This is a genomic window from Desulfohalobium retbaense DSM 5692, from assembly GCF_000024325.1.
GTDB lineage: Bacteria > Desulfobacterota > Desulfovibrionia > Desulfovibrionales > Desulfohalobiaceae > Desulfohalobium > Desulfohalobium retbaense.
In genome coordinates, this window is the sequence record NC_013223.1 from 2641880 (window position 1) to 2663238 (window position 21359).

The 21359-nt window shown below is 55.5% G+C and carries 12 protein-coding genes and 1 pseudogene; 8 read left to right on the forward strand and 5 right to left on the reverse strand.

Annotated elements, in window-relative coordinates; translation table 11 throughout:
• Positions 1–3: 3 nt before the first annotated feature.
• Together DRET_RS11650 and larAH5 are read right to left on the reverse strand one after the other, a co-directional pair.
• Positions 4–282 (reverse strand): UxaA family hydrolase, encoded by a 279-nt coding sequence (locus DRET_RS11650; protein ID WP_015752743.1) that lies wholly within the window; start codon positions 280–282, stop codon positions 4–6.
• 45 nt (positions 283–327) lie between these two features.
• Positions 328–1590 (reverse strand): nickel-dependent malate racemase, LarAH5 family, encoded by a 1263-nt coding sequence (larAH5, locus tag DRET_RS11655; RefSeq protein WP_015752744.1) that lies wholly within the window; start codon positions 1588–1590, stop codon positions 328–330.
• Between the two features lie 269 nt (positions 1591–1859).
• Between larAH5 and DRET_RS11660 the strand changes: the two genes are divergently transcribed.
• On the forward strand, positions 1860–3428 hold the full coding sequence (locus DRET_RS11660; protein ID WP_015752745.1) for a sigma-54-dependent Fis family transcriptional regulator: 1569 nt from the start codon (positions 1860–1862) through the stop codon (positions 3426–3428).
• 42 nt (positions 3429–3470) lie between these two features.
• On the opposite strand, the gene DRET_RS11665 is transcribed toward DRET_RS11660, so the two are convergent.
• Entirely contained in the window at positions 3471–3809 is a 339-nt protein-coding gene (locus DRET_RS11665; protein ID WP_015752746.1) for a TraR/DksA family transcriptional regulator, read from the reverse strand.
• An 850-nt stretch (positions 3810–4659) separates the two neighbouring features.
• On the opposite strand from DRET_RS11665, the pseudogene nrdD reads away from it, so the two are divergent.
• The 5 genes and pseudogenes from nrdD to DRET_RS13150 all read left to right on the forward strand — a co-directional run.
• Positions 4660–4884 (forward strand): annotated as a pseudogene (gene nrdD / locus DRET_RS14065) (anaerobic ribonucleoside-triphosphate reductase); the annotation flags it as partial.
• A gap of 1831 nt (positions 4885–6715) precedes the next feature.
• Positions 6716–7276 carry a lipid-A-disaccharide synthase N-terminal domain-containing protein gene (locus DRET_RS13975; protein ID WP_244147913.1) on the forward strand — a complete coding sequence of 187 codons (561 nt, stop codon included), beginning with the start codon at positions 6716–6718 and terminating at the stop codon, positions 7274–7276.
• Positions 7277–7656: 380 nt separating this feature from the next.
• On the forward strand, positions 7657–8790 hold the full coding sequence (locus DRET_RS11685; RefSeq protein WP_015752748.1) for an ABC transporter substrate-binding protein: 1134 nt from the start codon (positions 7657–7659) through the stop codon (positions 8788–8790).
• Complete coding sequence (locus tag DRET_RS13145; RefSeq protein ID WP_015752749.1) at positions 8790–11672, forward strand: diguanylate cyclase domain-containing protein; 2883 nt, start codon at positions 8790–8792, stop codon at positions 11670–11672. The genes DRET_RS11685 and DRET_RS13145 overlap by 1 nt, the downstream gene beginning before the upstream one ends.
• Positions 11673–11906: 234 nt before the next feature.
• Positions 11907–13643: a sensor domain-containing diguanylate cyclase gene (locus DRET_RS13150; RefSeq protein ID WP_015752750.1), complete on the forward strand. Its 1737-nt coding sequence runs from the start codon at positions 11907–11909 to the stop codon at positions 13641–13643.
• A gap of 293 nt (positions 13644–13936) precedes the next feature.
• Here DRET_RS13150 and DRET_RS11700 read toward each other — a convergent pair whose 3' ends face one another.
• Entirely contained in the window at positions 13937–14398 is a 462-nt protein-coding gene (locus DRET_RS11700; protein WP_015752751.1) for a PaaI family thioesterase, read from the reverse strand.
• Between the two features lie 876 nt (positions 14399–15274).
• Positions 15275–16840 carry a sigma-54 interaction domain-containing protein gene (locus tag DRET_RS11705; RefSeq protein ID WP_015752754.1) on the reverse strand — a complete coding sequence of 522 codons (1566 nt, stop codon included), beginning with the start codon at positions 16838–16840 and terminating at the stop codon, positions 15275–15277.
• Positions 16841–17093: 253 nt separating this feature from the next.
• On the opposite strand from DRET_RS11705, the gene DRET_RS11710 reads away from it, so the two are divergent.
• Positions 17094–18215 (forward strand): efflux RND transporter periplasmic adaptor subunit, encoded by a 1122-nt coding sequence (locus DRET_RS11710; protein ID WP_015752755.1) that lies wholly within the window; start codon positions 17094–17096, stop codon positions 18213–18215.
• Positions 18216–18218: 3 nt separating this feature from the next.
• A complete protein-coding gene (locus tag DRET_RS11715; protein WP_015752756.1) occupies positions 18219–21347 on the forward strand; it encodes an efflux RND transporter permease subunit in 3129 nt (1042 codons plus the stop codon).
• The last annotated feature ends 12 nt before the right edge of the window (positions 21348–21359 follow it).

A 21359-nucleotide genomic window follows, 5' to 3' on the forward strand; every position in this document is an offset into this window, starting at 1 on the left:
TCTCTACCACCTTTTAGTTTTAAGATTTTGAATATGGACATGGCTGCCTTTTTCAAAAGGAGCAACAACCTTCCCAATGTCATGTCCGTATTTAATCACTGTGTCGCTTTCTTTCATTGGGACTAGAGAAATTTTATGGCCAAGAGGAATGTCATCTAGAGCTTCAACTTGGATTTTCTCCTGAGAGTCCATGTAAAGACCTTCGGCCGTTTCTCCTTTTTTAATGTCAACCGTGGCCACACCGACCGTGTCGGCTTTTTCGTGAACTAAAAATTGGATCATTCTAGGTCCTCCTGTTGATTGATTATAAAAAAATAAGTGACCAATTCACTCATTTTTTCTATAAAAAAAAGTAGTATTTGCGTTTGGTATAACTGCTATTGTCGTATTTTTATTACTCTTTTTCAGCCAATTGCTTATAACTGTCTGAGCTTTACCTAAATTTAAATGGCAATTTATCGCACAAGAACTCTCAATGCTGGAGTCAACAACAACCTCAAAATCTTTTAAGCTTCTTCCAAACAAATATGCTTTATGAGCACCCATTCTAAAATCGTTTTCTTGAAAATCATTAACTACATCATCAATATTTTTAAAATTTGAAACATATTCATAATAATCGTCATCACCGACGCCTTCATCGCATGAAGCTAATAATAAAATTTTTCCATTTATTTTAGCTGCCGTTGAAGACATATTTAAACCCTTTTGGGCTTGATATAAACATATATCCTTAGGGCTCCCACCACATGAAGCGACAACAATATCATAAAAATTGCTTATTTCGACCCCATAAACCTTAGAACATATTTCAGCCCCAGCCTCTAATACCTCTTTATGAGCTCCTGCTTGTATCCAAACAGGACATTTTTCTGTATTATTGACGACATTTACCGCCAAATCAATACTTAAAATATCACCTGCTTCATTTAAATCCTGCCTTACAGGATTTTCTTTTAGCCTGCCAACATTTGCACCATCTTCGAACATCAGTGAGTGATTTTTTCTTATCATTTCAGCTGACGCTAAGCCAATACAGGCTCCCTTTGCTCCACCAGTAAATCCGACAAACTGATGCGGGTCGATTTGACCCAACACAATTTTTATATCGGCTTGAGCAAAGTGCTGATTAATCTCTACAGGCGTTCCCTGCGAGGTCTTCCCCAAACTAACAAAGTTTGATTTTTTAGCATCGTGTGAGAAGACTGTAAAATTTTCATATATTTCTGGACCGACCAATTTTATCAGTCTCTCTTTTGACAAGGGCGGGTGAAGTCCTCCCCCAACTAAAATCGAGATTTCTTTTATTTCTAAACTTGGCCATTTTTCCGTCAAGAATTTCAAAAGCACTGGAAGGATTCTCTTTGTCGGAAATGGTCGCGTCTCATCTGGTAAGGCTATGGCAAGACTTCTTGGCTCGGGCCATTGGCCCAAATCAACTGTGCCTATCGGACTTTGCAGCACATCCAAAAAACTACCCTCAAGATCCACCAGCTTGGACTTGCTGGCTGGACTCAAATAATCAACCTGGGCCCCATCAGGGAGATTGATTATTTTATAGCCTTTTCCATACTTTAGCTTAATCTCCATAAATCCCTCTGCGGTTAGTCGTTACCTTGCTTCTTATCAAGCTTCGTGCCAAAAAAAACTATCAGCAAATTCTATTTAATTTAGGGACGTTATCCCCTATTGACTTTTTTAACCTAAAAAGACTATGCCCAATATTCAGCACCATGTGCTGAATATTGGGCATAGTCAAATCCGCTTAACCCCCTATCTTCACAGGGACTTACACTTTTGTTTATCTCTATGCTACCTAGAACACAAATAAAAACATTTTAAATCAAGGACTTAGGTGCATGACAAATAATGGTCACGATAAAGCCACCCGAGTAACTCTTAATCCAACCCGTAGATACGAAACACTCTTGCGAATTAACAACGCTATAGTCCAGCAGACAACCAGAGAGTCACTTTTTCAGGCCCTTTCAAATGAGATCTACCAACTCATTGAATACGACAGATTTAGCATTAACCTCTATGACCACGAATTACGATCGCTTAGCTACTTTGCTTCGGCTAAGGGTGTTTCCCTCGGCGGGAAAATGACACGCCCCCTCGAAAAAGGATTGATCGCTCAAACAGTCATTAGAACCAAAGAACCTCTTATTATACCTGATGTTAAAAACCAGTCATATTTCTCAAACATGAATAATATGATTGAAGCAGGCCTCAACGTGACCATGGGATATCCACTTATTGTAAGAGATACTGTTCTTGGGTCTCTTCATTTTTCTTTTAAGAATAGGCCCGACAACCTTGATGAGGTTAATAGTTTTTTTGAAGATCTCTCACCTCAAGTCGCCATTGCTGTTTACAACATACTAGCTCACAACAGGCTAAAAAGACTAAATGAAAGCTTAAAAAATGAAAAAAAGTTTTTAAAGAAGGAGGCTCATGGATCTTTTGATCCTGAAAATTTCTTCTACAAATCTGAATCTATGTCAGATGTAATGCAACAAGTTAAGAATGTTGCAGCTTCTGATGCTCCTGTACTAATTACGGGCGAAACAGGGACTGGTAAAGAATATATAGCGCACTGTATTCACCATACATCACTACGAAGTGACGCATTGCTTGTAAAAGTTAATTGCCCTGCCTTAGCCTCGAGTCTTTTCGAAAGTGAGCTTTTTGGGCACACTAAAGGAGCATTTACAGGTGCTTCGCAGCAAAGAATTGGCAGATTTGAAATGGCTAACAATGGAACAATTTTTCTTGATGAAATAGCTGAACTTCCAATGCCGCAACAAGCAAAAATACTACATGTACTTCAAGATAGGTGTTTTGAAAGAGTCGGTGAAAGTCGCTCAATCAGCGCCGATTTCCGTATTGTTGCAGCCACAAACAAAGATCTGCTACATGCTATTCATAATGAATCCTTTAGAAGCGACCTGTACTATAGATTAAACACAGCCCAGATACACATACCTTCTCTAAGAGAAAGACCTGAAGATATACCTGTTTTAGTTATCAATCTTTCTGATCAAATATCTAAAAGATTGCACCGCCCCTCTCCAAAATATTCTGACAAAGTTTTAGAATCTCTTTGCCAATACCCATGGCCAGGCAACGTCAGAGAGCTTAAAAACTTTGTTCATAGAATGTTTTTACAGAGATCAGCTGAAAATGTTAAACTTAGTGACGTAAAATCTTATCTAGGCAACTCACAGGAAATTGAGTATAATGACAACAATATCTTGCCCATGCACGAAATGGAAAAACAACACATTGTTAATGCACTACGAATTTGTAAAGGTGTTTTGTCTGGAGAAAATGGAGCTGCTTCTCTTTTACAAATGAAAAGATCTACTTTGCAATATCGACTTAAACGGCACAACATAAACCCATCTGACTATAAAGCTTTTTAATTCTATAAATCCTTAATGAAAGTTTTTTTCAATTAAATAAAATCACTCCGCACAGTGGATGCAGACCTCGGATTCAGGCAGCGCCAATAACCGCTTGAGCGCGATTTCCTCGCCGCACTCCACGCAGAGACCATATTCGGGGTCATCCGCATCAAGGCGCTTCAGCGCCTGTTCAAGGCGGGCGAGACGGTGTTTGGTCTTGTTCAGGCTGGACATGACAATCCCCTGATTGACCATGGAATCCATCCGGGACAGGCGCCCGATGGGCTGGTCCAGTTCCACCGTCTCGGCGCGTTGTTCCAGGTCAGCTATTTCCTGGCGGCAGATCTCCATCTGCTGCAACACCGCTTGACGGATCTTTTTCTTGGTCGCCTCATCCATACATACTCCTTTAGTGGTGTTCGGGCTCTGCCCTGTGTATTGCTCATGACCGAGCTGCAACGGGGATGCCGGTAGATGGCGGCGTGACCGGCCTACAGGGCTGTATGCGCCTCATGATCATAACGTCAACGCGCTTTTGACCAAGAGCGCACCGCCGACCAGCGGCCAACTCCAGTTCTGAAACCTCCGGGGCCTGCCCAGCTCATCGCGGCCAGCTATATTCTCTGTGACGAACGATTCCCTGCCCACTCAAGGCGTGCAGGAACGCCCTTACCGTTTACCACGATACCATCCGTGATGGATAGTCGTTGACCTCGATGCCTGTGTCCAGCATCTTGGAGACAACGAACAGCGCGTCCCTATCCCGTCTCTGCGGGACCGCCTTACCGCCTGCCCGTGAGGCGCCGCCGGGAAAGCCAAAACGCTCCCCACGGTATCCTCAAAGTGCCCTCTTGCGTTCAATCGCGAAAGCGCTAAGATGGGAATAGTTCTTTTTCTTGACTTGCCAACACTGCACTTCGATACTGCTCACGGCTTTCACCAAAGGACTCAGTCGGAAAGCTGATCGCCGATCAGGGGTCAGCCCCTCGGCCAGCAGCGTATCTGGCAGCCCCAAGGCGCTCCGGGCGCACCGCATACTGCGCTGTGCGAAATTCCAACTCCCGTCGTCTTTACCTCAAACGTACCACCTGCAAAGGGAGGCCTTATGCATCTCGAACACCTTTTTGAACAGCACGGCACCGATGCCATAGACCTTGAATTCACTTGCCACGATTGCGGTGGCGCAGTCCGGGTCACCGCTGGCAAGGACGACCAGGGCGCCACCCTCACCCCGCAGGACGGCGCCGCTGGCTACCATCCCCGCCTCAATTCCGGGGAGAGGGAATATTTTGTCAAATGCGCCAGCTGCTATGCGGCCCAGCCCAAGTTGACCAATTACAATCCCACCGAGGTCTACACCCGCATCGTGGGCTACTACCGGCCGGTTAGCGCCTGGAATCGTGGCAAACGCGAAGAATACAAGGACCGCAAGTTCTACGACCAGTCCCACGCCGATAGTGTTCCCGCTTCCTAACTGAGTGTTGAAACATGCTTTATACGACAGGTTGTTCAAAAACCCCAAAGGACGGCGCTAAATAACGTTCAAGGTCGCAGCGTACGTATTCGTACGTACAAGGTTGAACCTGTTGCAGCCTTGCTGCCATTGAGAAATTTTCAATGGCCCGCCAAGCCCGTTACTTGTGCTGCAGGGTCATGCCGGCACGGCGTGGCCCTGCACAGCGCGTTGCCAATCCTTCAACGGCAACAAACATGAATGCACTCCTCCCCGGACGACCTGTACTGCGGCAACGGTCCGAAGAACGAAGACAAAAGACACCCAGACCTCACTCAAAACGTCATTGCCCGGGGCGTGCAGGGCAGCACTGACGGGGCTTGCCGGGCAATCCAGCTGCGCTGTCTTCGTGGCCGCAGGCATCGGAAATCGTAGAGGCCGTGGGCCAAAAAGATCGATTGCGGTACCGATCCCGATAGCGATCCCGATAACGATTTGGACGGACATTGTCGCTGGTATTCGTGTCGCCCACGGCCCACTGTCTATCGTAAGAATATTTAGCCGCCCGTTCCCCCCTCTGTGCCCTCTGTGGTTGAACCTTCACGGACGCTCCTGCAGCTCCCGCAGCCCATGCCTGGACTCAAATTATGGCCGGAGCCATAGGATAAGACGCCCCCAGGCGGGAGCCTGGAAACGATGAAAAGGGCAAACCACGGTGTTAAGTGGAAGTCTGCAAGTGTTCGCGGCAAATGTCATTTTACAGCGACAACTGGGGTTCCAGGCTCCCTCCCCCTTGCCAAGGGGGAAGGCCGGGGAGGGGGTGCTGGGTTCGATCGTTGTAGCCCGACGGCTCTGCCCACGACTGGGACCCCACCCCTGCCCCTCCCCTTCGCAAGGGGAGGGGAGCAAAGGCCAGTACCGTAGTTCACGCATGGTGCCTCTATCAGCGCTGATCAGCGTGATCAGCGGACAGAACTCTTCCGGTTCCCACGGAACCAGAAGCTCCGATCGTGAATGGCAATGATCGGGGGCCCCTTGACCGGCCAGGGTCTTCTCCCTGGACGGACAAAAGGTATCTGCCTCACTTCGCGCATATTCGCGTAACTTCGCGGACCCAATTCGATACCGATCCCAATACCGATCCCAATAGCGATTTGGACGGACATTGTCGCTGGTATTCGTGTCGCCCACGGTCCACTGTCTATCGTAAGAATCTATAGCCGCCCGTTCGCTGCCGCTCACTCGACAAAAAGGCGGACGGGGATTGCGCCCCGCAGACCGTTGAGGGGCACAAAAGCCGCTAAAAGGCAGTGCTTTTGCCTAGTCTCCTGGATTGAAAGCTATCACTTCCACAAATGACGAGAGCAGCCGCAGCCAAGAATATAACGAGGTCCTATGGGCGATTTTCCCCGCGGCAACAGTCCGCCGCGGTACATGCATCTCGTCCCGCCTGTCGGGCGACCAACGGGAGCGGGCGGGAAACGATCTTCCTCTTCGGACCGCCAGGCGCCGGCCTGGCTCTTGTATTCCGCGGCACTCCCTGTTTCCGCCGTCTTACCGTCCTCCGCCATCCGGCTTCAGTTTTTTCGAATTCCTCAATGCCCCAATTCTTCAATTCCTCAATTTTCCCAAGCACTTTTCCTCCCTTCGCGAACAAAAAGAACAATTTCGATTTCGAAAGCACCCCGGCATGATGCCTGAATCCGTATCTCGATTTTCCAGCCGCCACGCCTTGACGCCCCGGGCAACTCCGTCAATGATCACGCCACGCAAATTCCGCCTTGCCAGAGACCGCCTCCCGGTCCAGCACAGCCGCGGCCATAAATTTTTTCCCCGTGCAACAGGACCAGCCATGCCACGCTATATTGTTCCCCTGACCCTGATGCTGCTCTCCCTTCTTCTCGTTGGTGCAGCCGCGCCCGGCCACGCCGCTGAGGAAGCGAACCGGCTTGGCCCCGTGAACACAGACAAGCGCCTGAACCAACTCCAGATCGAACGCCACAATGGCACCTACACCATCCGTCTTGAGGGCCAGGACCAGGCCGTATCCGCTGAGCGCTTCCTGGCCCAGCTCTACGCCCAACAGCACCGCAAAGAGACCAACTTTCTCTTCGTCATTTTCAATATCACCTCCTGGGTCAATCTCATGTGGGTCTCCGTCGGCCTCCTGGGCCAGGTCTTTTTCACCGGCCGCATGGTCGTCCAATGGATCACCAGTGAGCGGAAACGGCGGTCCGTGATCCCAGTGGCCTTCTGGTGGATGAGCCTGCTCGGGGCCTGCATGCTCCTGCTCTATTTTATCTGGCGCAAGGACATCGTCGGCATCCTCGGCCAATCCACAGGCCTGTTTATCTACCTGCGCAATCTGCGGCTGATCTACCGCGAGCGGCGCTCTTCCTTGACCGCTTCCTGAGCGCCTTGTCATTCACAAAGCCCGACCGCTTCTTCAGCCCAATCCGGAAAAAGCGGCCGTATCGCCTGACAATGGCAATTCTCCGCCCCGCTCGCCAAATCGGAACTTCACGCAGGGTGACGTGGCTGAGATCCCCTTCGAGGGGCTTGGAACGAGTGCACTCATTCGGCTCCCTTCTTCCCCGTCTCGCAGGCCAAAGGCAGCCTGCACACCGAAACAAGGGGCTTGACCTTTGCCACATCTTCAGCAAAGCCTGAGCTGCTCTGTTCTCTTCAGACAAAGGTCCCTGCGAAAGGGTACAGCCTTTGTGTCTCCCACGGATTAGCGTATCGGCCAAGTCAAGGTAGGCTCTTTAAACCAGTGGACCAACACGACGCCCCATGCCCCCAGTCTTACAGCGACTCACGATCCCTGCCCTCCTTTTCCTGCTTGCAGCCCTGTTCGGCTGTGACCAGACCGCTATTCCCATCGGGTTCACCGGTTCCTTGACCGGCAGCTATTCCGATCTCGGCGTCCAGGGCCGCAACGGGGCCACGCTGGCTATTGAAGAAATCAACGCCCAGGGCGGTATCGCCGGACATCCGCTGCGCCTGGTGGTCCGCGATGACGGCAACGATCCGAAGACCGCCAAAGCCGTGGACCGGGAACTGATCGAACGTGGTGTTGTGGCCATCATCGGCCATATGACCTCCAGCCAGAGCGTTGCTGCCTTGCCGGTGGTCAACGACGCGGAGGTGGTCCTGCTCAGTCCGACAACCTCCACGCCCCGCTTGTCCGGGAAAGACGACTATTTCTTCCGCATCCAGACCAGTACGGCCCAAGCCGCCCGAGCGCTGGGGCGCTACGCCCGAAACCAGCTCGATCTGCAACGGATCAACGTTATCGAAGACACCAGCAACGCGGCCTACACCACCCCGTTCCTGACCAATTTTCAGGACACCTTTTGTCACAGCGGGCAAGTGGTGGGCCAGCATTGTCGCTTCCATTCAGAGATGGAACAGGATTGGCAGCTTCTGGCCGACTGCCTGCTCCAGACACCCAGCGACGGCATCTTGCTCCTGACATCGGCCCGTGATGCGGCTAGCCTGCTGCCCATACTGCGTCACAAGGCGCCTCAACGAGTCATCCTCAGCAGCGGTTGGGCAACCACCCGCTCTCTGCTGACCCTGGGGGGCGCCTCGGCAAACCAGGTCTACGCCGCAGAGCGGAATTTTCCGGCCGAACGCAACACGGCCTATCGCCATTTTGTTGACGCCTACCGCCAGCGGTTCGGAGCCTTCCCTTCGTTTGCCGCCGTCAACGGGTATGACGCCGTCCGCGTCCTTGCCCGGGCCCTGACCGATACCGGTGGCCAACGTGACGGTCTACGCCGAGCCCTGGCAAATATCGAAAAATTCCCGTCCCTCTTTGGCCCTTTGGGTTTTGACGCTTTTGGCGACGCGCTCGCGCCCACGCATATCTTTCAGGTCCAAAACGGCTCCTACGCCTTGCTCGAAACGGTGGCTTCTCCCTGATGGCAGCACAAAAACTTTCCCGTATCGTCCACGGCTTTTTGGCCAAATGGATCCTTTTGCCCGGAGCGATCATGCTGCTCATCGGCACGGTTATCTGGTGCGGCATCGAAGCCCAGGGCATCCTTCACAATCAGCAGGACACAACCACGACCCTGGGTCGTTTCGTTGCCAACTATCTGCAGGATTGCGAAGAGGACTTGCGATACATCGCGTCGCGCCTTGAAAAAAAGGCGAACTTTCCCGAACAAATCCGCTCCCTGCTCAAGCATAAGGACCATTTCCAAGCCCTGTATCTGCTCGACAGCCAGAGCCGGGTCAAAGCCTCGGTCCCGAACGGCTCGCGCATCAGGGATTTTTCCGGCCTCTTGAGTGATCTCCCGCCGCAACCGGCGAGCATGACCACCGCCCCCTACTACTCCGGTGATGCAAAGACCATCGTCACCAGTATGATCGCGCCTGCCCGCGACAACCACCTGGTCCTCGCCGAACTCAATCTCAAATCTCTGCAGGAGGCGGTCCGGGCCTTCACCAACCAGATTCCCAACGGCCAGGCCATCATTGCCGACGCCTACGGCAATCTCCTGGCCCACCCGGAAATGGCTCAGGTCAACCGGCAGACAAATTTGGGCCACCTGGACATCCTGGCCGACCTTCCCCAGGGGCAGACAAGTTCCACGATCTCCCTGGTCAACGACCGCTGGTCGCTGCTCAGCGCCACCACTGTGCCCGGGAAAAAATGGAAAATCTTGATCAAGCAAAACGCTTTCGCCCTATTCACTCCGGCGCTGTGGCCAGTTTCCCTTTCCTTTGCCGCCCTGGCGACGATGCTGCTTTTGTTCGCCCTGGCCGCCCAACGGCGGATGCACAAACGGGTCATCATCCCCTTGAACGCTCTGAACCAGGAAATTGATCGCCTGACCCAGGGGGCGGAACCCGCCCAGGCTGGCTCCCCGGCCGAATCGGTTCTGGGCAACAGCTTCACCGAACTCTCCCGGTTGCACGAGAATTTCCGAGACATGCAGAACGCCATCTGGGACCGGGAAATTTCGCTGTGGGAAAACAAGGAACACCTGCGCATTACCCTGCATTCCATCGGAGACGGGGTCATCACCACAGACACTGAGGGGCTGCTGACGAGCATGAACCCGGTCGCTGAAACACTGACAGGGTGGACGGAGGCGCAGGCCAAAGGCCACCACATTCAACAGGTCCTGCGCCTGACCCGGGAAAACCGGACAACGCCGCACCTGGATCCAATCCAGGAGGTTCTACAGACCGGTGAAATCCGCGACCTGCCCGAGCACGCCCAACTCCATGCCCTTGACGGCCACGTCTATTCTATTGCCGACACGGCCGCGCCCATTCGCGATACCGATGGCCGCCTTGTCGGCGTGGTCATGGTCTTTCGCGATGAAACAGAACACGTCCGCCAGGACGCCCTGCTCAAGGAGAGCCGGGAACGGTTGAATCTGGCCCTGGAAGCGGGGAACATCGGTCTCTGGGACTGGCACGTCCAGACCGGCGCCGCGATCATCAACGCCAATTGGGCGGAAATGCTCGGCTACAGCGTCGAAGAACTCCAACCGGTCAGCATCCAGACCTGGCGGGATCTGTGCCACCCCGAAGACCTGAAGATGGCCGACGGGCTGCTCACCCAATACTTCAATGGCGAATTGCCCATGTATACCTGCGAACTGCGCATGCGACACAAAAATGGCCACTGGGCGTGGGTCATCGCCAGAGGTAAGGTGACCGAATGGGGCGATTCCGGAGAGCCCGTCCGCATCACTGGGACCCATGTGGACATCACCGATCGTAAAATCGCCGAAGACGAATTACGGTACATGAGTTTCCACGACGCCCTGACCGGGCTCTACAACCGCAACTTCTTTGAGGAGGAGATGCACCGCCTGTCCACCAGCCGCGCCTTCCCCCTGGGGATCATCATCTGCGACGTGGATGGGCTGAAACTGACCAACGACACGCTCGGGCACGAAGCCGGAGACCAACTCCTGCGGACGACAGCGAAAATCCTGACCCGGACTTTCCGCCGCGAGGATATCATTGCCCGGATCGGCGGTGACGAATTTGCGGTCCTTTTGCCGAACACCGACACCGTCACCCTGAAATCCATTGTCAAACGGCTACGCCAGGTCGCCGAGGAGGCCAATGACCAGGACCCGGCGCTCCAGATTTCCCTTTCCATCGGTTACGCCCTCAATGACGGCACCCAATCCAACCTGCACACCACCTTCGAACACGCCGACAACGCCATGTACCGGGAAAAGATGCAGCAGGAAAAAAGTTCTCGCAGCGCCATCGTCCAGGCCCTGACTAAGGCCCTGGAGGCCCGGGACCATGTGACAGATGGCCATTGCGACCGCATCCAGGACTCGGTGCTGAACCTGGCGGCCTGCCTCGATCTGTCCGAGAAGGACAAGAACGAACTCCTGCTTTTGGCCCGCTTCCACGATCTGGGCAAGGTCGGCATCCGCGACGACATCCTTTTCAAACCCGGGCCGTTGACCGAAGAGGAATTTGCCGAAATGCGTGAACACAGTCGCATCGGCTACGATATCGCCAGGGCGGTCCCGGATCTCAGTTCCACGGCAGACTGGATCCTCAAACACCACGAGTGGTGGAACGGCAAGGGCTACCCTCTGGGGCTCAAAGGCGAGGACATCCCGCTTCCCTCGCGGATCCTGTCCATTGCCGACGCCTACGATGCCATGACCAGCGATCGACCCTACCGCAAGGCCATGACCCACGAACAAGCTATCGCCGAACTCAAGCGTAACGCTGGCACGCAGTTCGACCCCGAACTCGTCCGCAAGTTCGTGACCATCGCCCCCTTCATCCCCGAGTCCATTGCCGGAGCATGAAAAGCCTCTGGTTGCACCTTTGGATATCTTTTGAACAACCGAACCAGGGTTACCCAAAGTCTGCCCCCTCACGGCCTCCGGTCAGTACCGTCGCCTCCAGCCCCCGCTGCCAGCCCCTTCGTTCCCCTTGCACCACGCCGATTTTCCCTCTACATTTGAGAAGTTTTGGCTCATGCAGCGCCCCAACCCTGTTCATTGGGGCTATTCGTCGTATTCAGCTCAACGGTGCGGCCTATGACCGAAAAGACATCCTGCCAGGCGCTTCTTCAGGATTTGCTGGAAGAACGGGAAACACCCTGGCAAATCCAGCAACGACTTTTTTCGCGCAAGGAATTTCTGGAAACCGTCCTCTATCAGGCACCGGACGCGATCGTCACCCTGGACACCACCTACAGGGTGGTCGACTGGAATGCGGCCGCCGAACGCATTTTTGGATACAGCCGCGAGGAAGCCTGCGGGCATGAACTCGATTCACTGATCACCTCTGCGGAAACGGCCAGTGAGGCCAAATGCCTCTCCAGACAACTGCTCGACCAGCAGCCGGTAGTGACCACAGAAACCGTGCGCTTCACCAAATCGGGAACTCCCGTGCAGGTCCGCGTCTCCGGAGCCCCCATCGTCACTGACGGAACGCTCCACGGGATCGTCGCCGTTTATACCGACATTTCCGAGCGCATAGCGACCGAAGACGCCTTGCGAGAACAAAAACGCGCTGCCGAACAAGCCCACGGACAATGGCAGCGGACCTTTGACGCCGTTCCCGACCTTATTGCCCTGATCGACACCGACCACCGCATTATCCGCACCAATCGGGCCATGGCCGAACGCCTCGGCCGCCCGGCTGCAGAACTCACCGGTTGTGCCTGCCATACGGTGGTCCACAATCGGGAGACACCTCCGGCCTTTTGTCCCCACAGCCAGCTTCTGGATGAGGGAGATTCTTCCCCTGTCGAAATCACCGAAGACAATCTCGGCGGCGATTTTTTGATCACTGTCACGCCGCTGCACGACGCAGAGGGCCGCCTTTTGGGCAGCGTGCATATCGCCCGGGACATCACCAAGCGCAAGCGCGATGAAAAGCGGCTTGCAAAGATGTCCAAAGAATTCGAACAAGTATTCCACGGCACCCAGGACGCCATGTTCCTCATCGCCGTGGAGGAAGAAGGCGGCTTCCGGTTCATACGCACCAACAAGGCCCACCAGAGAGCCACCGGTCTGGAACTCAAGACGGTTCGGGGCAAAACGCCTCTGGAACTGCTCGGTGAGGAGGCCGGGGCGCAGGTCAGTGCCAACTACCAGCGGTGTGTTGATGCCGGGGCCCCCCTTTCCTATGAGGAAGAACTTGTCCTCCCGGGGGGCACCAGGGTCTGGCACACGACCTTGACCCCGGTATACGAGGAGGAGCGGATCACCTCCATCGTCGGCTCCGCCCAGGACATCACTGAACGCAAACGCGCCGAGGAGCACCTGCGCTATCTGGCCACCACCGACGAACTCACGGGGCTGTATAACCGACGCCATTTCATGGAAATTTTGGACACCGAGATTGAGCGGGCCAAACGCTACGAACAAAGCTTGGCCTTGATCTCCCTGGACATCGACCATTTCAAGACTATCAATGACACGCATGGCCACGCCGTGGGCGACGCCGCGCTGGAGCATCTTGCGGCCCAGCTTTTGGCCTGCAAGCGCCAACCCGACAGCCTGGGACGCCTCGGGGGCGAAGAGTTCGCGCTTATCGCCCCGCACACCGACCGTGCCGGAGCGACCGAGTTGGCCGAACGTATCCGGAGCGAACTCGAACGGACTCCCATCGAGTTGGAGTCCACCAGCTTGCATCCGACCATCAGTCTCGGCGTCACTGCATTGAACATCCAGGACAACGACACCATCGACGCCCTGCTCAAACGCGCCGACGACGCCCTCTACGAAGCCAAACGCACCGGACGCAACCGCACGGTTACCTCCTGAGCGTTCCCCCGTAGCTCGCGGCCCTCCGAGGCCACCCTGAGGTGCGGCGAACGGCTTCATGGATAAAAATCGATTACCGGTACCTATGGGCGCCGACGCTGCTCTTCTTGCCGTCCTCTGGCTTTCGTAAGAACGCCTAGCCGCGGTTCCCCCTCTGGGCTCTCTGTGTCCTCTGTGGTTGAACCTTCACGGAAGCTCCTGCGGCCTCCCGCAGCCCATGCCTGGGCTCAAATTATGGCCGGAGCCATAGGACAAGACGCCCCCACGCGGGAGGCTGAAACGAAGAGAAACCCTTACCCCATACTTGCCGGCATCGGCGCTGCCACTACTTCGCCACGGACCGTGACTTCTCCTTCGGCTTCGATCTCCACACCGATCACCAGTTTGCTTTTGCGGCGCTCTTTGAGCCGCCCCCGAAGAACGAGTTCCGGCCCCAGCGGTGTCGGCTTGCGAAAGGTGACCTGCAAGGCGGCGGTCACATACCGCCCCAACGGTTCATCCTTGCACCCCCCTTTTTCAGTTGCCGCCACGGCTGCCGCTGTGCCGACGCCGTGGCAATCGACCAGCGAGGCCAAAAGCCCGCCATAAACAAAGCCCGGCAAGGCCATATGTTCGTCCTTTGGCGTAAAACGGGCCACCGCCTCCTCGCCCAACCAATAGCTCTTGAGCTGCAGGCCGTGCTCGTTCATACGTCCGCAACCATAACAATGACAAAAATCCGGGTCATACTGATGCTGAATCGGGGTAGTGGCCACGATACTCTCCTTGATGGTTATCTGTCGGCGTCCTTGTCCATGTAAAACAGAGTCTTGAAAGAAATCGCATCGTCAGGGTCCGGAAATACTCCTTGTACGAACTGCTTCTATCCTCTTCGAACCGCCAGGCGCCGGCCTGGCTCTTCATGTCTTGAGGGATTAACAACTTGTATCGGCTTCGGCTCCGCCGGAGCCGAGCTGCAAGTGTTCGCGGCAAATAGCACTTAAAAGCAGCGACAACTGGGTTTCCAGGCCCCCTCCCCCTTGCCAAGGGTTGGTCTTTATACACACCTGCCACCGTGGGCTAAGGTAATTGTCAATATTCAACCACCCCTGGCCCCTCCTTGCTAAGGAGGGGAATCGTAAGCGTCTGATTTGGCGCTCAATATTCGATTCCAGTCCTTGGCTTACAGGACGGTTTTCAATGCTGCATTGCACAAATAGCCTCGGTTTTCTTCATTCCCCTCCTTGGCAAGGAGGGGCCAGGGGTGGTTGGGATGATGGCCCTGAAACCTTGTAGCCCCAAGGTGTTAAGTGTGTGCGAGAGCCTCTGCCAAGGGGAGGGGAGCAAAGGCCAGTGCTGCAGTTCACGCATGGTGCCTCTATCAGCGCAAATCAGCGTGATCAGCGGACAAGGCTCTTACCGGTTCCGCCAGGAACCAGAACCTCTGATCGTGAATGGCAATGAACGGGGCCCCTTGACCGGCCAGGGTTTTCTCCCTGGACGGACAAAAGGCTTCTGCCTCACTTCGCGCATATTCGCGTGACTTCGCGGACCCAATTCGATTTCGATCCCGATTTCGATAGCGATTTGGATAGGTATCGTTGCTGCTCTTTTCGTCCTCCGCCTTCTGCCACTGTCCACTGCCTTTCGTATCAAAAGCGGTTTCGTAAACGCCGTTTATACGCAATGCCCATTTTGTCCATGCGCTGTCTGAGCGTATTCGGGTGGACCCCAAGCATTTCCGCAGCTCCGCCGGGCCCACTGATTTTGCCGCCTGCCCGCCGGAGGGCCTTTCGGATATGTTCGGCGCATACCGTCTCCAGTGAGGGGAGCTGGTTGCTGTTGACTTCCGGTTCCCAACTCCCCCTGGTCCCATCCGTCTGGAGCAGATTGTCCAAAAGGGAATCGATTTCCAATTCCCCCCCGGGGGTTTGGATAAGGGCGCGTTCAATAAAATTCTCCAACTCGCGGACATTGCCGGGCCAATGGTAGGCCATGAGCTTGTCCAGCGCTCCGCTCGGGAGTTTCGGACGGGACGGGAGTTTCAATTCCACGGCTTTGTGCTGCAAAAAGTACCGGACCAGGGCCGGAATATCTTCTTTGCGCTGCCGCAGCGGCGGCACCATGACCGGAAAGACATTCAAACGGTACCAGAGATCCTCCCGAAACTGCCCGCTGCTGACCATGCCCGCCAAGTCCCGATTCGTGGCGGCAATGATCCGGATATCCAAAGCAATGGTCTGGCTGCCTCCCACACGTTCAATCTCCTTGTGTTGCAGCACGTGAAGCAACTTGACCTGGGATTCAAGAGGCAGTTCCCCGATTTCGTCCAAAAAGACCGTGCCGCCCTGGGCGCGTTCAAACCGCCCTCTTTTCTGCCGTTCCGCCCCGGTAAACGCCCCTTTTTCATGGCCGAACAATTCACTTTCCAGTAACGAAGCAGGAATAGCTCCACAATTCACCGTGATCATAGGCCCCTGAGCACGGCGCGAAAGTTTGTGGATAGTATCGGCGATCATCCCCTTGCCGCAGCCCGTTTCCCCGAGCAACAGCACCGGATTGTCCAATTGCGCGACTTGCTGCGCCTGCTCCATGACCCCGCGCAATCCGAATTCCGCCCCAACCACTTCTTGGCCTTGTTTGGCCCGCAGTTCCTGCTGGAAATACCGGCTGTCGTCGGCCAACAATTCATTGAGCCGGACAACCTCCCTGTGCTTCAAGGCATTGGCCAGCGCGATGGACAGGGGCTCGCGGAGCAGGACGAACAGCCGACCGTGTTCCTCCGTATACTTGTGCGTTCCCTGGCTCCGGACAGCGACTTCACCGATGGAACTGCCATCCAGATACAGATGCATGACCATCACCGAAAAATCAGAAGAGAGGTTCAGTTGGTGCAGAACCGTCTCCACCTCCGGTTCGTTGGCGGGATCGTTGACCACATGGACAAAAGGCATCCCCGGCCGCTGATTTTCCGGCGCCTCCCAATCAATGGCCGGGACTGAGATCGCATCGGCATTGGTGACTTCATACCCCTCACCAGCCACAGCCACAAACTGCAACATCTGCACATCCGGCAAATAAACCGATAAATGCATGGAGTCAGCAGGGATAAATTGTTTGACATACTCCAGGCATCGCTCCAGGGCCTTGTCGATGTCCAGGCTGCTGCAGATACGCAGGACCGCTTCCCGAAAAAAAGATTCGTGTGAAAATGGCATGGGTACTCACGGTATTGTGTAAACAGGTTCCTCATTCACGTCATGGCGTAATGAATTTACATCATGATGTAAATCACATATCCAGGCCAAGGGACAACCCCCCGGACGACAAGCACATCACCGCCTTGGCACAGCACCTGCTAGCACCTTCATTTGCTCACGCTCCCCCAACTCCTGTTTGCCAGCGGGCAGAGCGAAAAATATCACGCCAACCGGATTGCACCGGACACCTAGAAGAGAAAGGACACAAGGAATGAGAACCGCTATCGCTATTGCTTTACTCGCCAGCCTCCTCTTGCCGGCCACAGGCTTCACCCAGCCCCAGGGGAAGAACGCTCCGCCGCCGATGGTCAAAGTCACTCCGGTCCAGCTACGCAACGCCAATACACCCAACAGGTATGTTGGCCATGTCGAGGCACGAACATCCGTCAGTCTCCGGGCCCGCGTCGACGGCTACCTGGCCCAAGTCAACTTCAAGGAAGGCGCCTACGTCGAAAAAGGGCAGCTTTTATATACAATCGAACAGGGTCCCTACCAGGCCCGCGTCGATTCTGCCCAAGCCAAGGTGGCCCAGGCCGAAGCCGATGTGTTCAAATCCCAAACCCGCCTGAAACGCCTCCAGGCCGCTCAGAGCCAGAGCGTGCCGCAAACCGACATGGACGACGCCAAGGCCGCAGTGGACATGGCCAAGGCGCGGCTTCAGGAAGCCAAGGCCAATCTCCAGACCGTTCGCATAAACCTGAACTACACCACCATTGAAGCTCCTATAAGCGGGAGGGTCGGGAAAAGTTTTTTTAAAGAAGGCGACCTCGTCGCCCCCTCCTCGGGTCCCCTGGCCGAAGTCGTCAGCATGGACCCCATCCGGGTGCAATTTTCCGTCAACGAGCGCGAAGTCGGGGCTCTGCATCAGGCCGTGAAATCCACCGGCGACAAAACGAAAACCGGCACAGCGCCGTTGCGCCTGCAGTTCACGGACAAGACCACCTACCCCCACAACGGCACAATGGAATTCATGGACAACAAAATGGACCCTGACACCGGGACCATTGCCGCCTGGGCCTCTTTCGCCAATCCCGAGGGCCGACTCATTCCCGGAGAATACGTCAATGTTGTGGTGCCTTCCGGCCCGCCGCAACAGCGCCCTTCGGTGCCCCAGGTGGCAGTACAGCGTGACGGCGACGGTGCCTTTGTCTTTGTCGTCGATGCGAAGAACACAGTCCGCAAGCGTCAGATTACTATCGGAGAAAGTGTCGCTGACACGTTTATCGTCACTTCCGGCCTCAGCACCGGTGAGCGCGTGGTGACCGAGGGCATCCAGAAAGTGGCTCCCGGGAAGCGGGTTACAATCCGCAATGCGGAACAAAAGGACAATTAATCCATGTTTTCCAAAATATTCATCGAACGCCCCAGGTTCGCGGTCGTTCTCGCGATCCTTATCACCCTGGCTGGAATGATCGCTGTCTATTCCCTGCCCGTGGCTGAACACCCGGACATCACTCCCCCGGTGATCCGGGTCAGCGCCGTCTATCCCGGGGCCAGTTCCGAAGTGGTCCGGGACACCATTGCCGCGCCCATCGAAAAACAGATGAACGGCGTGGAGGACATGCTCTACATGCAGTCCGAATCCACCGACGACGGCCGCTACTCCCTGGAAGTAACCTTTTCCGTAGATTCTGACCCGGACATCGACCAGGTCAATGTCCAGAACCGACTCCAGCTGGCCGAGTCCAGCCTGCCGCAGGCGGTTTTGGATCAGGGTATCGACGTACGACGTCGCTCCTCGGATATGCTCGGGGTGGTCTCTTTCACCTCCCCGGACGGCTCCCGTGACCGGTTGTTCATGAGCAACTATATCAGCCGGACCATCTCCGACGCTGTGCAGCGCGTCGACGGGGTCAGCGACGTCTTCATCTTCGGCGAGGCCGAATACAGCATGCGTATCTGGGTCGACCCGGACAAGCTCACCGCCCTGGACATGAATGGCAACGAGGTCATCCAGGCCATCCGGGAACAAAGTGTCCAGGCCACGCTGGGCTCCATCGGGACCGCCCCCACGGTTCCCGGGCAGAAACTCCAATACACCCTCAAAGCCCAGGGGCGGCTCAAGAGCGCCGAAGAATTCGAAAACATCATCATCCGCAGCAACGACCAGGGCGGTCAGGTCCGGGTCAAGGACGTGGCCGAGGTCGAACTGGGCAACAAAACCTACAGCGCCGCCGGGAACTTCAACAACCAGGCCGCGGTCAATGTCGCCCTGTACCGCTCCTCGGAAGCCAACGCCATGGAGACCATGGAGGCGGCCCGGGCGGAACTCGAGCGCCAGGCAGAGCTTCTGCCCGAGGGCATGACCTACACCATCCCCTACGACACCACCAAATACATCCAGGCCACCATTGATGAAATCGTCACCACCCTGGCCCTGGTCTTCATCCTGGTGGTCTTGGTCATATTCATCTTTTTGCAAAACTTCCGGGCCACACTCATTCCGGCGGCCGCCGTGCCCGTGTCCATCATCGGCACCTTCGCCTTTTTGCTGGCCATAGGCTTCAACCTGAACACCATCACCCTTTTTGCCCTGATCCTGGCCATCGGACTGGTGGTCGACGACGCCATTGTCGTGGTCGAAAACGTGCACCGCATCATGGAAGAAGAGGACCTGAGCCCCAAACAGGCGTCCATCAAGGCCATGGAGCAAGTGTCAGCACCGATCGTAGCGACTTCGCTGGTTCTGCTGGCTATCTTTATCCCCGTCGCCTTTATGCCTGGAATCACAGGCCTTTTATATAAGCAATTCGGACTCACCCTGTGCGTGTCCATCATCATTTCCTCGTTTTGCGCCCTGACCCTGAGCCCGGCCCTGTGCACCGTGCTGCTTTCCAAACCCAAGCCCCACAACCGCGGCCCCTTCGGCTGGTTCAACTCCCTCTTGGGCAAAACCCGCTTTGGCTATACCAGCGTGGTCGGCTGGATGATCCGCCATCTTGCCGTTGCCCTGGGCCTTTTCCTGCTTGTGCTCGGCGGCTCCTGGTACTTCTACGGCACGTTGCCCACCAGTTTCCTGCCTCAAGAGGACAAAGGCGGCTTTCTCATCGACGTCCAACTCCCGGAAGGGGCTACCCTGCAGCGCACGGAAACGGTTACCGAGCGGGCCACCAAATTGCTTCAGGAACTCGAAGGCGTGGAAAATGTCCTGGCCATCAACGGCTTCAGCCTGATGACCGGCAGCGCGGAAAACGTCGGTTTCCTCATCGCGGACCTCGACCCCTGGCAAGAGCGTCAGGATCCGGAACTGCACATCAATGCCCTGGTGGACAAGACAAACAAAAAGCTCAACGCCATCACCACCGCGACCATCCGGTCCTTTGTCCCGCCGCCCATCCAGGGTCTGGGCCTGACCGGCGGCTTCGACTTCCGCCTGCAGGCCACCCAGGGGCAACCGCCCACGGAGCTGGCCGAGGTGGCCCGCGGGCTGGCCGGCCGTGCCAACCAGGATCCCAAGCTCACCCGGGTGTACACGACCTTTTCGGCCAACACCCCCCAAATCAACCTCGAACTAGACCGCTCCCAGATGGGACAGCTCGGGGTGCAGGTGAGCCGCCTGTTCGGGACATTGAACCAGCAACTCGGCGCCCAGTATGTGAACGATTTCAATCTCTACGGCCGCACCTATCAGGTCAAAATGCGCTCCCAGGCCGAATACCGCCAAAGCCGGCAAGACATCCTGGACCTGCACGTGGTCAACGACCGAGGCCAGAACGTGCCCGTGGAGAACTTCGTCGACCTGTCCACAACTATCGGGGCCAAGACGGTCAACCGGTACAATCAGTTCTCCAGCGCGGCGATCAAAGGCCAGGCCGCACCGGGGTACTCCTCTGGGCAGGCCATGGCGGCCATGCAACAACTGGCGGACAGGACCCTGCCCGACGGCTACGCCTTTGAATGGTCCTCCATGTCCTATCAGGAACAAAAAGCCAGCGGCACCGTGATCTACCTCTATGCCCTGGCCATTGTCTTCGCCTATCTCTTCCTGGTCGCTCTTTACGAGTCCTGGAACCTGCCCTTGTCCATCGTGCTCTCTGTGGTCGTGGCCACCCTGGGCAGTTTTGTCGGGCTCTGGGTCACTTCCTACTCTCTGTCCATCTACGCCCAGATCGGGCTGGTGCTGCTGGTCGGACTGGCGGCGAAAAACGCGATTTTGATCGTGGAATTCGCCCGCAGTAGCAAAACAGAAGGGGCCACAACGTACAAAGCTGCCATTGAAGCCGCAGGCGTGCGCTTCCGCCCGGTACTCATGACTGCCCTGACCTTTATTCTGGGGGTCGCACCTCTGGTCTGGGCCACCGGAGCTGGTGCAGCCAGTCGGCGCCATATCGGCATCGTAGTCTTTTCCGGCATGGTCGCGGCAACCACCCTGGGTATTCTGCTCATCCCGTCCCTGTACTATTTCTTCCAGCGCATACGGGAAAAGGGCAAAGCCTGGCGGGACGCTCTGCGTTCCAATACGTAACCGTCGGAACTG

Excerpts from the sequence above, each read along its gene's own strand:
- DRET_RS11650 (WP_015752743.1), bottom strand. The coding sequence starts at position 282 with ATGATCCAATTTTTAGTTCACGAAAAAGCCGACACGGTCGGTGTGGCC.
- larAH5 (WP_015752744.1), bottom strand. The coding sequence starts at position 1,590 with ATGGAGATTAAGCTAAAGTATGGAAAAGGCTATAAAATAATCAATCTC.
- DRET_RS11660 (WP_015752745.1), top strand. The coding sequence starts at position 1,860 with ATGACAAATAATGGTCACGATAAAGCCACCCGAGTAACTCTTAATCCA.
- DRET_RS11665 (WP_015752746.1), bottom strand. The coding sequence starts at position 3,809 with ATGGATGAGGCGACCAAGAAAAAGATCCGTCAAGCGGTGTTGCAGCAG.
- DRET_RS13975 (WP_244147913.1), top strand. The coding sequence starts at position 6,716 with ATGCCACGCTATATTGTTCCCCTGACCCTGATGCTGCTCTCCCTTCTT.
- DRET_RS11685 (WP_015752748.1), top strand. The coding sequence starts at position 7,657 with ATGCCCCCAGTCTTACAGCGACTCACGATCCCTGCCCTCCTTTTCCTG.
- DRET_RS13145 (WP_015752749.1), top strand. The coding sequence starts at position 8,790 with ATGGCAGCACAAAAACTTTCCCGTATCGTCCACGGCTTTTTGGCCAAA.
- DRET_RS13150 (WP_015752750.1), top strand. The coding sequence starts at position 11,907 with ATGACCGAAAAGACATCCTGCCAGGCGCTTCTTCAGGATTTGCTGGAA.
- DRET_RS11705 (WP_015752754.1), bottom strand. The coding sequence starts at position 16,840 with ATGCCATTTTCACACGAATCTTTTTTTCGGGAAGCGGTCCTGCGTATC.
- DRET_RS11710 (WP_015752755.1), top strand. The coding sequence starts at position 17,094 with ATGAGAACCGCTATCGCTATTGCTTTACTCGCCAGCCTCCTCTTGCCG.
- DRET_RS11715 (WP_015752756.1), top strand. The coding sequence starts at position 18,219 with ATGTTTTCCAAAATATTCATCGAACGCCCCAGGTTCGCGGTCGTTCTC.